Raw genomic sequence first — 12,352 nt, 5'->3', positions numbered from 1 at the left:
AACGTCGTCGGTCAGTATCCGCTGTCGGAGCTGTCGTCATAGTCGTCGTCGTCCAAGGGGACGGAGATCGCCTGTTCGGCCAGGTCCGCTTCGGAGGCGGTCCAGCCATTGTCGTCGGCGGGTAGCGGGGCGACCTCGGAATCCGTGTCGGGGGTCTCGGAGTCCACGTCCTGCGCCGGATAGGCGGGAGTGCTCTGCTCCACGTAGTCGGCCTCGGGCACTGCGTCTGCGTCGATGCGATCGGTCATCGCTTGCTCCTCTCTGCCGGGGTGGACGGGCCGTGCAGTCGGGCACTTCCGAGGATGCCCCTGTTTCACCCCGATCGGCAAGCGTCCAGCTTCATTCGCCGGGCAGCGCCGCGTCGTCGGCGGGGTATTCGACCAGGGCCAGCACCCGCCCGGCCATGAATCGGGCGGTCCGTACGGAACTCCCGGTCCTGGTCACCTCGCTGACCTCGACAATGCCGCGCGCGACGCGCGTCTCGATGCGGCGGCCCGCTCTGGTCGCAATGATCTCGTAGTTCCGGGATCCGTCGCCGGTGTCGACGACGATCTCCACACGATCGCCTTTCATCTCTCAATTCTCCTCCCCACCAGCGTCTTTCGCCCCTGATAGCGCCTAACGAACCGGTTGCGACGCGGTGCGGCCGATACACTCCGGGCGACTGCGGTGAATTCCGCGGCCCCGCTCCGTCCTTATCGGTGACCGGGCCGCACGGATGGTTCGGCATGTCCTCCGGGAGGAATCATGACCACTCCGGCATTCGATCTGGAAGCCGCCGCGGGCGCGGTGGAGGCGGTCGTCGCCGCCATCTCCGAGGCCGATTTCGACAGCCGCACGCCGTCCGGGATGAGCGTGCGCGACATGCTGGTCCATGTGCTGGGCTTCACCGAGGGCTTCCGGCAAGGCGCCACCAAGGAGATGATCGGCCGTTCCCAGCCACCGGTGCACGGGGCCGGGACACTCCCCGAGGATTGGCGCGACCGCATTCCCGCGCAGCTGAAATCCCTGGTGGCGGCCTGGCGCGAACCGGCGGCGTGGGCCGGTGAGACCGAGGTGGGCGGCGTACTCGGGACCGCCCCGCAGATGGCGGTGTTCGCCTTGGACGAGTTGGTGATTCACGGCTGGGACCTGGCTCGCGCGACCGGGCAGTCCTACGACCCGGACCCGGCGGACCTGGCCGTGCTGCTCGGCATGCTGCGCGATACGCCCCGCGAGGGGATCCCGGGACTCTTCGGACCCGTCGTCGACATTCCCGCCGAGGCGCCCCTGTTCGATCGGGTGCTCGGCCTGACGGGCCGCGATCCGTCCTGGGCCCGGGACTGATTCGCGCATCGGGGATGCGGCCCGCGCGCGGCGAGGGGTGGCGCGCGGGCCTCAGCGCGTGGATCGCGCTGGGCCGGAGATGAATACGCCCTGTTCGGCGGCGAGCGCGGCGGCCGTCGCCGCGGTGCTGACCGCCGCCTCGTCGACAGGATCGCCGCTGGCCAGCAGGCGGTAGTAGAGCGGGGCCGAGACGGCGGAAAGCACTGCGCGCGGGTCGGTTCCGGGCGGAACCTCGCCGCGGGCGACGGCAGCCTCGACACAGGGGGACCATTCGGCCAGGCGGGTGTCGTAGAAGGCGCGCAGGGCCGCGGCGGCGGTGTCGTCGCTGGTGGCGGCGGCGATGATGGCTCGGAAAAGCCGGCCCTGCCGGGCATCGGTGAGCGTCTTCCCGACCAGCCGCGCATTGGCGAGCAGATCGCCGCGCAGGCTGCCGGTGTCGCTGTGGGGGAGTGAGGTCTCGGCCATATCGACCAGCAGGTCGGCGACCAGTCCCGCCGGGTTGCGCCAACGGCGGTAGACGGTGGTCTTGCCGACCTCGGCGCGGGCGGCCACCTCGGCCAGATCGAGGGCGGCGAAGCCGTATTCGGCGAGCAGGTCGCCGGCGGCGCGCAGCACCGCCTCGCGGACGCGTGCGGTGCGTCCGCCTGGGCGGATCGAGCCCGGGGTGGGATCTGAGGCGTGGTCCGATGCGGCGGTGTCCTCGGCGGCCCCTGTATGGCCCATAACGGTTCTCCAGTTCCATTTGTGACCGAACCAGTGTAGCGTCGATGCCGTTAACGAAACGACAGTTCCGTTAGGAGTTGGTCATGGAATATCGTCGGCTCGGGGCTTCGGGCCTGCTGGTTCCGGCATTGAGCTTCGGCGCGGGCACCTTCGGCGGCCGCGGTGAACTCTTCTCCGCCTGGGGCGATACCGACGCCCGCCAGGCCCGGCGCCTGGTGGACGTCGGCTTGGACGCGGGCATCACCCTGTTCGACACCGCCGACGTCTACTCCGATGGGGCTTCGGAAGAGGTCCTGGGGGAGGCGATTCGGGGCCGCCGCGATCAGCTGCTCCTCTCCACCAAGGCGTCACTGCCCACCGGTCCCGGCCCGTTCGACGCGGGATCCGGTCGCGCCCGGCTGATCTCGGCCGTCGAGGGCTCGCTGCGGCGGCTCGGCACCGAGCACATCGACCTGTTCCAGCTGCACGCCTTCGACGCGGGCACACCCGTCGAGGAGGTCCTCGCGGCGCTCGACGACCTGGTGCGCTCCGGCAAGATCCGGTATGTCGGCGCGTCCAACTTCGCGGGCTGGCAGCTCATGAAATCCCTTGCCGCCGCAGACCGGTACGGCTTTCCGCGCTACGTCGCCCATCAGGTCTACTACTCGCTGGTCGGCCGCGATTATGAGTGGGAGCTGATGCCGCTCGGCCTGGATCAGCGTGTGGGCGCGGTGGTCTGGAGCCCGCTCGGCTGGGGTCGCCTGACCGGCAAGATCCGTCGCGGACAACCGCTTCCGGAGGGCAGCCGCCTGCACAGGACGGCCGCGGCGGGTCCGCCGGTGAACGACGAGGTCCTCTACGACGTGGTGGACGTCCTCGACGACATCGCCGCCGAAACCGGCCGCACCGTTCCCCAGATCGCCCTCAACTGGCTGCTGCGACGCCCGACCGTGGCCACGGTCATCGTGGGCGCACGCAATGAGGAGCAGTTGCGCCAGAACCTGGGCGCGGTCGGCTGGCGTCTCGAGGCCGACCAGATCGCCCGGCTGGACAAGGCGAGCGCGGTCACTCCGCCCTATCCCTACTACCCGTACTACCGGCTGCCGGACTTCGCCCGGCTCAATCCTCCTGTCGTGTAGAGGGTTACGGGGGCGGGAAGAGACCCTGTGCGAGCACCGGCCAGGAGGTCTTCAGATCGTCCTGCCAGTAGCCCCAGATATGGGTGCCGCTGCTGCGGAATTCGAAGGTCGCCGGAATGTGCAGGGATTCCAGGCGCTTCTGGAGGATCACGGTGGACAGCTCCACGTTCGCCTCGATGAAGGAGCCCAGCGCCACGGTCTTGGCGGTGTCCGCGGGCGCCTCCATCCGGCCGCGCGCGCCGGGCACGTCGAAGGCGCCGGGAATGCCGTTGCCGGTGGAGATGAAAAGGTTGGTGCCGCGCAGTTTCTCGGCATTGAGGGTGGGATCGTTGGCCACCCACAGCGGGCCGCCCTCGGGGCCCCACATGTTCTCCACCTTGCCGCCGCCGTAGAGCTCGGTGACCATCTTGATGGACTCCCGGCCCAGCGGCGTGGTGGTCTGGAAGAAGCCGCTGTACACGGCCGCGCTGCGGAACAGCCCGGGATTGAAGATGACCGAATTCAGCACGGGCAGACCGGCCATGGAGATGCCGGCGATGGCATTGGCGCCATTGCTGCCCAGTGCGGCCGCCATCAGCGGCGGCAGTTCCTTTCCGAGGTAGGTCGACCATTTGTTGACCCCGAGCTCGCGGTCGGGCTGGAGCCAATCGGTGTACCAGCTGAACGCGCCGCCGATGATCTGCACGACATTGATGTTCTTGTCGCTCAGGAAATCGAGTGCGTCGGTGCGCAATTGCCAGGTGGCGCTGTCCACGCCGCCGCCCGCGCCATTGAGTAGATAGAGGGTGGGGCGGGGTTCGGAGGTGTCCTCGGGGCGCAGCACGGCGACCGGGAAGGTCTGCTTCATGGCGGCGGAGTAGACGGTGAAGGTGACGTGGCGGTCGTCGGTGACGCCCACGCTCTGGATGAAGGAGCCGTCGTCGGTCTTGAGGTCCGGGACCGTGACGCCGGGCGCGGCCGGAGTGTCCGCGCGGGCGGGTGGGCCGCCCAGGCCCAGTGTCGCGGCGGCGGCGAGGACCGCTACCGTCAATCGTCCGGTGATTCGACTGATTCGACGGTTCAAGCTCCCGCCCTCCGCATTCCTGGCAGCCGTCCCGATGACGGCTCGCCCGTGCGCGTGAGACTGGACGGGCGAGTTACAAATACCACGTTTTCACATTGGTGGTGCCGGAATCAGGATCAATACACGTCGCGGACATAGCGCTTCTCGGCCACCAGCTGCTTCTTGAACGCCAGCGCGCCGTCCTCGCTCAGCTTGCCGTGAATGCGCGCGATCTTCAGCAGGGTGTCGTCCACATCCTTGGCCATGCGCGCGGCATCGCCGCAGACGTAGAAATGGCCGCCCTCGCACAGCCACGCCCACAATTCCGCACCGTGCTCGATCATGCGGTGCTGCACATAGATCCGCTCGCGCTGATCGCGGGAGAAGGCCAGGTCCAGCCGGGTCAGGAAACCGGAACGGAACATGTCCTCGAGCTCGGCCCGGTAATAGAAGTTGTCCTTGGCGTGCTGATCGCCGAAGAACAGCCAATTGCGGCCCTGACCGCCGAGCGCGCGACGCTCCTGGAGGAAACCGCGAAATGGCGCGATGCCCGTGCCCGGCCCCACCATGATCATCGGCGCGTTCGGGTCCAGCGGCGGCCGGAAATGCGGCGCGCGCTGCAGGAAGATCGGAACCTCCGCATGCGCGCGATCGGCCAGGAAGGTCGAGCTCACCCCGCCGCGCCGGGCCGCCGAACCGATGGCCGCCGGATCGCCGTAGCGCACCACGCCCACCGTCAGCTGCACCTCGCGCGGGCTGACCAGCGGACTCGAGGAAATCGAATACTGGCGCGGCTGCAGCTTCTTCAGCGCGCCCAGCCACTCGACCAGATCGGCCCGCACCGGGAAATCGCGCAGCACGTCCACCGCCTGCCGATCCCACAGATAGCCGTCCAGCTCATTGCGATTGTCCCGCCGCAGCAGCTTGGCAAGCCGCGGACTGGCATTGCGCTCCGCCACGAACGACAGCAGATCCGTGCTCACCCGGGTGATGTCGTAATGCGTGCGCAGCGCCTCCGCCAGCGCCACCTCGCCGTCCTCGACCTCGATGAGCCGCCGCCCCTCCAGCCCGGTGACCTCCAGCCATTCCGCCACCAGTGCCGCACAGTTCTGGGGCCGCACACCGAGCGAATCCCCGACCTCGTAGGTCGCGTTCAGATCACTCAGATCGAACCCGAAATGACGCACCTCTTTCCCGGAACCGTCCCGCGAAAGCAACTCATTGCGCACCAGTGTCGCGAGCACCGGCGAATTGCGCGTGAAGGGCGCCGTAGCGCCGCGTGCGCGGCCCGGCATGATCGCGGTCGCGGCACGGGTGCCGCCGAGGCCGCCCGTCGCACCGCGCCCTGGAGAACTCGCGGCGCCGGCATCGCTGCGCGTGCCGTAGCCACCGGAGGGTCCGAAGGGCAGGGAGACCCCGGCGTGGATACCCGCCTTATTGCCGGTCTCGCCGACAGCGGTCCCAGAGGATCCCGGTCCGGCCGTGCGCTCGTCGGCCCACCCGGACAGGGCGGATTCGCCGCTCGCGGCCGGGTGGGAGAGCTCGCCGCGGGGCTGGGAATCGCCGGCCGCACTGCCCGCCCCGGGGAGAGCGGAGGCGGCGAGATCGTCCATGCCGTCGGTGAGGGCCTCGGCCACCGCGTCGAACCAGGCCGCGGACAGGTCCTCGTGATCAGGCTCGCTGTCCACGCGCGGAAGCAGGCGGGCGGCACCGCGTTCGGCGAAGAGTTCGTCCAGCTTGCGCCCGTGACCGCAGAAGTCGTCATAGGAGGAGTCGCCCAGCGCGAAGACCGCGTACCTCATATCGGTCAGCCGAATCGCGCTGTCGTTCAGACGTTCCCAGAGATCAGCGCCGTTGTCCGGTGGACCGCCGTCACCGAAGGTGCTGCTGATGACCAGCACATCACCTGTCAGATCAGACAACTCGGCCGAGTCCATGTCCAGCAGGCGCGGCGTGAAACCGGAATCGGCCAGAGAGGTCGCCAAGGCGGCGGCCAGCTCCTCCGCCGTACCGGTCTGCGATGCCCACAGCACGTTCACCGTGCGCGTCGCCGCGCCCTCCGTGCCCGACGGGCCGTCGGCCCAACCTGCCGCGCCGTCGAGCGACGGTGAGTAGTGTTGCGCCCCACGGGAGTACATCCCGCCCAGCAGCCCGTCGATCCACAACCGGCCGCGCTCTGAGATCGGCGCGGTCTCCGGCAGCACGGGCACGCCGTTCACCGGCAGACTTTGCAGCGCCGCGAGATATCCACCGAGGTAGACGCGTTCGACCTCGCTGAGCGTCGGCGTGGTGGCACTGTCCACACCGAGCATCACCGCCAGCGGATGCGGCCCGGCCGAAGCCGCGCCTCCGCCTCGCCCGCCGATGTCTCCACCACCGATCGCTTCGGCGTACACCGGCATTCCGGCTCCCTCACCCGCGTTGGGGGTACCGCCGTACGGGGTGGGCGAACCGGGCGGCGTTCCGGAGTGGCGGCCGGGAATCGCCGCGGAATCGACCGCGCGCGAACCCGATCCGATCGGTCCACCGGGCGCAGAGTAGTCCGGCGCGGCTGAAATCCCGTCGACGGCACCCGATTCCAGCAATACGGCGGGGTCGCCGCCATGCGATCGACCAGGCGTTCCCGGACTCAGGGCCGCCACCTTCCGCAGCCGCACCGCGCACGCCTTGAACTCGGGTTGCAGGGAAATGGGGTCGACGGCGTCGTTGGTGACGGCGTTGATGGTCAGGTATTCGCCCTGCTCGTCGTTCCAGTGGAACGGGGCGAAGCAGGTGCCGGGAAGAACGCGGTCGCTGACCCGGGCGGGCAGCACGGCGCGGCCGCGGCGGGAGGTGATTTCCAGCTGGTCGCCCTCGCGCACCTCGAGGCGCGCGGCGTCCTCGGGGTGGATTTCCAGGAAGGGCTTGCCATTGAGCTTGTTCAGTTTCGCCACCTTCCCGGTTTTGGTCATGGTGTGCCACTGGTGCTGCAGGCGGCCGGTATTGAGCACGAACGGGTGGTCCTCGTCCGGCATCTCGTCGGGCAGTAGGTGCGGCCGCGCGAAGAACACGGCCTTGCGGCTGGGCGTGGCGAAGGCCAGGCGCGGGGTGTTGCCGTTCTCGTCGGTGTACCGGGTCTGGCTGACACCGTCGTTGCGGTAGCGGATCGGATTGCGGCGTTGGGCGGGATCGGGGCACGGCCACTGCGCTGGCCCGGCTCGCAGCACGTCATAGTCGATGCCGCGCAGGTCGTAGCCGGTGGCCGGATTGGTGAACCGCCGGATCTCGTCGAAGATCTCGGCGCTGGAGGCGTAGTCGAAGCCGGGGAATCCGAGCGCCGTCGCCATCTGCGCGATGAGTTGCCAGTCCGGTCGGGCGTCGCCGATCGGATCCACCGATCGCCGCAACAGCGTCAGATTGCGTTCCGAGTTCACCTGTACGCCCTCGGCCTCGGCCCACAGGGCGGCGGGCAGCAGCAGGTCGGCGTAGGCGTTGGTGGCGGTATCGGTGTAGACGTCCTGGGCGATCACCAGCTCGGCGGCCTCGAGCCCCGCGATCACGGTGCGCCGATTCGCCACGGAGGCAACGGGATTGCTGCACATGATCCAGCACGCCTTGATCCTGCCGTCGGCCAGTCCCCGGAACATCTCGATGGACCCGGGCCCGGCCTCGGCGCGAATGGTGCCCGGCTCCAGCCCCCACACGGACTCCGCGAAGGCCCGGTCGGTGTCGGAGAGCACGCTGCGCTGGCCCGGCAGTCCCGGACCCATGTAACCCATGTCGCGCCCGCCCATGGCATTGGGCTGCCCGGTGAGCGAGAAGGGCCCGCTCCCGGTGCGGCAGATGGCGCCGGTGGCCAGGTGCAGGTTGATGAGGGCATTGGCGGCCCAGGTGCCGTGCGTGGACTGGTTGATGCCCATGGTCCACAGCGACATCCATTCGCCCGCCGCGCCGATCCACTCGGCGGCGGTGCGGATATCGGATTCCGGAATGCCGGTGATCTCGGCGACCGCGTCCGGGGTGTAGGTGGCCAGGAACTCGGGCATTCCCGCCCAGTTCTCGGTGTGCTCGGCGATGAATTCGGCGTCGATGTCGCCGTTCTCGACCAGCAGGTGCAGCAGCCCGTTCAGCAGCGCGAGATCCGTGCCCGGTCTGATCTGGAGGAACAGGTCGGCGCGCGCCGCGGTGTCGGTGCGCCGCGGGTCCACCACGATGAGCTTCGCGCCCGACTTGAGCCGATCGGCCATGCGCAGGAACAGGATCGGGTGGCAGTCGGCCATGTTCGCGCCGATGACGAAGAACAGATCGGCGTGGTCGAGGTCGTCGTAGGACCCGGGCGGCCCGTCCGCGCCCAGCGACAGCTTGTAGCCGCCTGCCGCGCTGGCCATGCACAGCCGCGAATTGGCCTCCATGTGCACGGTGCGCAGGTGGCCCTTGGCGAGCTTCGTCGCCAGGTACTGGGCCTCGATCGACATCTGGCCGGACACGTAGAGCGCGATAGCGTCCGGTCCGTCCGTGTCGAGAATCACGCGAAGACGTTGGGCGGCTTCGTGAATCGCCTCGTCGACCGGCACGGGAACCGGCGGCCGCCCGCGTTCGGGCCGCCGGTAGCCGGTCTCCATGCGCCCGGGTGCGGCCATCAGCTCGGCGTGCGTAGCGCCCTTGGTGCATAGCCGCCCGGCGTTGACGGGGTGGTCCTTGTCGCCCTTGACCTTGACGATCAGGGGCAGCCCGCGTGCGTCAGGCCGGGTTTCGACCGTGATGCCGCAGCCCACCCCGCAGTACGAGCACGCGGTCCGGGTGCTCGGCGGGGGAGTGGGCTGTTCCGGCATGGTTCCGAGTTAAGCCACCCCGAGTTGCGGGGGATTTACCGAACGTTATCGCCAGATGACAATCCACCTCACAGCTGTTTCCCGCGACTGTGAGGCCCGGGTCGGGGAGCTACCGTGAGAACCTGCACAGGTCAGCGGCCCGCCCCCGGTCCGGCGCGCGTCGTTCAGCCCAGCTTGTACGCGCGGTGCAGGGCCACGGCCCCGCCCGAGAGATTGCGCCACTTCACCGACGACCAGCCGGCGTTGGCGATCCGCAATGCCAACTGCCGCTGATTCGGCCACTCCCGAATCGACTCGGCCAGATACACGTAGGCGTCCGGATTGCTGGAGACCGCCTGCGCCACCCGCGGCAGCGCCTTCATCAGGTACTCCATGTAGATGGTCCGGAACGGTTCCCAGGTGGGCGTGGAGAACTCCGCCACCACAAGCCGCCCACCGGGCTTGGTGACCCGCAGCATCTCGCGCAACGCCAGATCGGGATCGGCCACATTGCGCAGGCCGTAGGCGATGGTCACCGCGTCGAAGGAGTCGTCGGCGAAGGGCAGCGCCATGGCGTCGGCGGCCACCATGGGCACATTGCGGTGCCGTCCGGCCGCCAGCATGCCCTGGGAGAAGTCCGCAGCCAGCACCCACGCACCCGATTTGGCCAGGTCCAGGGTGGAGACGCCGGTTCCTGCCGCCAGATCCAGCACCCGCTCGCCGGGCCGCAGATCCAGCGCCCTACGCGTCACCCACCGCCAATATCGGTCCTGCCCAACGGAGATCACCGTATTGGTCAGGTCGTACCGCTTGGCGACCCCGTCGAACATGGACGCGACGTCGCGCGGCTGCTTGTCCAGCTGGGCCCGAAATGATTCCCGCTGCCGTAATTTCACGGTGTTCATTGTGCCCTCCGCTTCGCTCCGGGCGGGTTCGCGGCCCGGGAGGTCTCGTTCTTCCCTCCTCCGCTCCTCGGAGGCGCAGGTCTATGGAGCCGTTCGCTCCTCCGCTGCGAGGCGGAGGTCTCTCGAGCCGCAGTCCAGAACGAGCGCTCCGCCTTCCCGCGCTCGGACCGCGAACCATGGGTGTGGATGGCCGGGACGGCCTACGGCCGCAGCCTGGTTCGCGCGCGGGCTCGCAGCGCGCCCAGCCACCGGGTCGGCGGTGAGCCGAGAAACCAGAGCACCGGGATGGCGATGGTCCAGGAGACCACGATGACCGACAGTGCCGGGATGATCGCGACCCGCGCGTCGCGGCCCGCCACCCGTACGAGATCGGGATCGCTGCGCCGATATTCGACATTGATGCGTTCGCCGACCGTCAGTTTGGTCGGATACAGCACGCCGGTCTTCGGATTGTGGGTCTCGCCGTCGGGCGTGACGAAGATGACCGCGGACCGCAGCGTGCCCGCCGAGAGGACTTCGGCGCTGGTCACGCCCTTATCGGAATTGATCAGATGGTCGTCGCGCCAGGCCGCGAGCACCAGCAGCGCGGCCAGGAAGCTGAAGGCGGCGGCCGCGATCACGACGCCGATCCGCGCCCGCCGCAACCGCACCGCCCGCCGCGGTTCAGGGTGCTGTGCCCGGCTGTCGGTCCCTTGCGTCGTGTGCTGTGCCCGGCCGTCGGTCACCTGCGCTGCGCGCTGCGTCCGATCGTCGCTGCGCGGCGCGGCGCTATCAGACTGGCTAGTTTCCGACACTTCAGCAGGCTATTCCATCGCTGAGCTACGGTCTTCGCCATGTCCCGAAAATTCAGCTTCACCGTGCAGTACAGCGTTCCGGTCGAAGATCTTCACCGGGCACTCACCACCGATGAGATGTGGCAAAGCCGCTTCGAAGAAGCGGCTACCGCCACGCTGGAGCTCACCCACCCCGACGGGCCCGGCACCATCCGGATCCAGATGACCGAAAAGCCGCCCGCGGACCAGGTTCCCGGCATTGTCAGGAAGGCCCTCAAGAGCGAACTCATGCTCGAGCGCACCGACACCTGGGGCCCGCTCGAGGACGGCGTCGCCAAGGGCGGCTTCACCGGCCGCTCCGGCGGCATCACCACCGAGATGGCGGGCACGTTCGAATTGCGGCCCACCGCCGAGGGTTCCGTGATCGAGGTCACCGGCAGGGTCGACGTGAAGGTCCCGCTGGTCGGCGGGGCCATCGAACCGCTGGTCGAGAACCTGCTCCAAAAGGTCTTGAACAGCGAGCGCAAGTCCGTCGAATCCTGGTTCGCCGCGCAGAACGCCTGATCCCGGGAATGCGGATGCGGGAGTGGTCCCGCGTCCACATTCGGCATGATCCACCACGATCCATGCAAAGGATTCGGAACGATCCACCGAAAGAGGCCCCGGAACGGTCCACCCACAGAGGCCCCGGATCGCGCCTTCAACGCCGACCCACCGAGCCGAGAATCCTCAAAGGTTCGCGGCCGTCTCGATTCTGGACTGCGGCTCGAGAGACCTCCGCCTTGGAGCGGGGGAGCGAACGGCTCCATAGACCTGCGCCTCCGAGGAGCGGAGGAGGGAAGAATCGAGACCGCGGCTCCATAGACCTGCGCCGTGGCCGCGAACCCGCCCGAAGCGAAGCGAAGGGCAATCTATACAGCCTCGATCAGGACCAGCCAGTTGCCCGAGTTGTCGCGAATGATGGCCTCCACGCCGTAGGGCCGCTCCGACGGCGGCTGCACGAACTCCACGCCCTTGGCGGTCAGCTCCTCGAAAGCCTTCTGGCAGTTGTCGGTTCGCAGGCCGAGCGCGCCGTGCGTGCCCTTGGCCATGGAGCGCCGGATGGCCTCGGCCAGATCGTCATCCAGCGGGGGGCCCGGGATCATCAGGGTGACCTCGAGCTCCGGGTGGTTCGGGTGCGTCACGGTTACCCATCGGAAGCCGTTGTCGCCCATGGTGACATCGCTGGCCTCCACGAATCCCAGCTTGTCGATGTACCACTCCTTGGCGGCGGTCTGATCGGTCACATACACGGTCACAAGCGAGACATTGGTGATGATCGTCATACCGACAAGGCTATGGACACCGCGACCGTCCGGGCTTCTCCGAAATTGCGGAATTCACGTCCGGATAGCTGAGTTCACATGCTCGCCACCTCGCTGACCGCCATCCTGACCAAGGGCAGCGACTACCTGCGCAGTGACCGCGACGGCATCGAGCCGCCCATGCACGACGAGCACGGCAACCCGTCGGGCGACGCCCTGACCTGCGTCGTCACCGGCGTGTAGTGCGAGGCCCGGACACGATCGCCTCGGCGCTGCCGGGACGGAAAGGGGCGAAATCCGGTACATCAGCTCGCCGGCCCTCTTCACCGACAAGACCGGCGTACGCGCGCTGCCGACTCGATGAGGTCTTC

Annotated in this window: 12 protein-coding genes; 4 read left to right on the top strand and 8 right to left on the bottom strand. The window is 68.5% G+C overall.

Annotated features, from left to right (window positions below; translation table 11 throughout):
* Positions 1 to 11: 11 nt before the first annotated feature.
* The gene (locus GLP40_RS27570; protein ID WP_154790938.1) at positions 12 to 248 is read right to left on the bottom strand and encodes a hypothetical protein; all 237 of its coding nucleotides are present in this window, start codon (positions 246 to 248) and stop codon (positions 12 to 14) included.
* 91 nt (positions 249 to 339) lie between these two features.
* Positions 340 to 573, bottom strand: a complete 234-nt coding sequence (locus tag GLP40_RS27565; protein ID WP_154790937.1) for a hypothetical protein — start codon at positions 571 to 573, stop codon at positions 340 to 342.
* A gap of 174 nt (positions 574 to 747) precedes the next feature.
* On the opposite strand from GLP40_RS27565, the gene GLP40_RS27560 reads away from it, so the two are divergent.
* Entirely contained in the window at positions 748 to 1,326 is a 579-nt protein-coding gene (locus GLP40_RS27560) for a TIGR03086 family metal-binding protein (RefSeq protein ID WP_154790936.1), read from the top strand.
* Between the two features lie 51 nt (positions 1,327 to 1,377).
* Here the strand turns inward: GLP40_RS27560 and GLP40_RS27555 are convergent, their stop codons facing one another.
* On the bottom strand, positions 1,378 to 2,049 hold the full coding sequence (locus GLP40_RS27555; RefSeq protein ID WP_154790935.1) for a TetR/AcrR family transcriptional regulator: 672 nt from the start codon (positions 2,047 to 2,049) through the stop codon (positions 1,378 to 1,380).
* Between the two features lie 83 nt (positions 2,050 to 2,132).
* On the opposite strand from GLP40_RS27555, the gene GLP40_RS27550 reads away from it, so the two are divergent.
* Positions 2,133 to 3,167: an aldo/keto reductase gene (locus GLP40_RS27550; protein WP_154790934.1), complete on the top strand. Its 1,035-nt coding sequence runs from the start codon at positions 2,133 to 2,135 to the stop codon at positions 3,165 to 3,167.
* Positions 3,168 to 3,171: 4 nt separating this feature from the next.
* Here GLP40_RS27550 and GLP40_RS27545 read toward each other — a convergent pair whose 3' ends face one another.
* From GLP40_RS27545 to GLP40_RS27530, 4 genes are all read right to left on the bottom strand, one after another.
* A complete protein-coding gene (locus GLP40_RS27545; protein ID WP_154790933.1) occupies positions 3,172 to 4,197 on the bottom strand; it encodes an alpha/beta hydrolase in 1,026 nt (341 codons plus the stop codon).
* Positions 4,198 to 4,346: 149 nt separating this feature from the next.
* Positions 4,347 to 9,020 (bottom strand): molybdopterin-dependent oxidoreductase, encoded by a 4,674-nt coding sequence (locus GLP40_RS27540; protein ID WP_154790932.1) that lies wholly within the window; start codon positions 9,018 to 9,020, stop codon positions 4,347 to 4,349.
* Between the two features lie 164 nt (positions 9,021 to 9,184).
* Positions 9,185 to 9,904 (bottom strand): demethylmenaquinone methyltransferase, encoded by a 720-nt coding sequence (locus tag GLP40_RS27535; RefSeq protein WP_154790931.1) that lies wholly within the window; start codon positions 9,902 to 9,904, stop codon positions 9,185 to 9,187.
* Between the two features lie 200 nt (positions 9,905 to 10,104).
* Positions 10,105 to 10,554: a DUF3592 domain-containing protein gene (locus GLP40_RS27530; RefSeq protein ID WP_328290769.1), complete on the bottom strand. Its 450-nt coding sequence runs from the start codon at positions 10,552 to 10,554 to the stop codon at positions 10,105 to 10,107.
* A gap of 183 nt (positions 10,555 to 10,737) precedes the next feature.
* Here GLP40_RS27530 and GLP40_RS27525 point away from each other — a divergent pair, with 183 nt between their 5' ends.
* A complete protein-coding gene (locus GLP40_RS27525) occupies positions 10,738 to 11,241 on the top strand; it encodes a DUF2505 domain-containing protein (protein ID WP_154790930.1) in 504 nt (167 codons plus the stop codon).
* A 347-nt stretch (positions 11,242 to 11,588) separates the two neighbouring features.
* On the opposite strand, the gene GLP40_RS27520 is transcribed toward GLP40_RS27525, so the two are convergent.
* Positions 11,589 to 11,996, bottom strand: coding sequence for a VOC family protein (locus tag GLP40_RS27520; protein WP_328290768.1), 408 nt, complete (start codon positions 11,994 to 11,996; stop codon positions 11,589 to 11,591).
* An 84-nt stretch (positions 11,997 to 12,080) separates the two neighbouring features.
* Between GLP40_RS27520 and GLP40_RS27515 the strand changes: the two genes are divergently transcribed.
* Positions 12,081 to 12,224, top strand: coding sequence for a hypothetical protein (locus tag GLP40_RS27515; protein WP_154790928.1), 144 nt, complete (start codon positions 12,081 to 12,083; stop codon positions 12,222 to 12,224).
* Positions 12,225 to 12,352: the final 128 nt, after the last annotated feature.

Origin of the sequence: Nocardia aurantiaca (assembly GCF_009708175.1) — a bacterium.
In the GTDB taxonomy this organism is placed as follows: Bacteria; Actinomycetota; Actinomycetes; order Mycobacteriales; family Mycobacteriaceae; genus Nocardia; species Nocardia aurantiaca.
This window is presented reverse-complemented; position numbering and strand designations above follow the sequence as displayed.

Bases quoted from the DNA above. Each gene is read 5' to 3' on its own strand.
- GLP40_RS27570 (WP_154790938.1), bottom strand. From the start codon at position 248: ATGACCGATCGCATCGACGCAGACGCAGTGCCCGAGGCCGACTACGTG.
- GLP40_RS27565 (WP_154790937.1), bottom strand. From the start codon at position 573: ATGAAAGGCGATCGTGTGGAGATCGTCGTCGACACCGGCGACGGATCC.
- GLP40_RS27560 (WP_154790936.1), top strand. From the start codon at position 748: ATGACCACTCCGGCATTCGATCTGGAAGCCGCCGCGGGCGCGGTGGAG.
- GLP40_RS27555 (WP_154790935.1), bottom strand. From the start codon at position 2,049: ATGGGCCATACAGGGGCCGCCGAGGACACCGCCGCATCGGACCACGCC.
- GLP40_RS27550 (WP_154790934.1), top strand. From the start codon at position 2,133: ATGGAATATCGTCGGCTCGGGGCTTCGGGCCTGCTGGTTCCGGCATTG.
- GLP40_RS27540 (WP_154790932.1), bottom strand. From the start codon at position 9,020: ATGCCGGAACAGCCCACTCCCCCGCCGAGCACCCGGACCGCGTGCTCG.
- GLP40_RS27535 (WP_154790931.1), bottom strand. From the start codon at position 9,904: ATGAACACCGTGAAATTACGGCAGCGGGAATCATTTCGGGCCCAGCTG.
- GLP40_RS27525 (WP_154790930.1), top strand. From the start codon at position 10,738: ATGTCCCGAAAATTCAGCTTCACCGTGCAGTACAGCGTTCCGGTCGAA.
- GLP40_RS27515 (WP_154790928.1), top strand. From the start codon at position 12,081: ATGCTCGCCACCTCGCTGACCGCCATCCTGACCAAGGGCAGCGACTAC.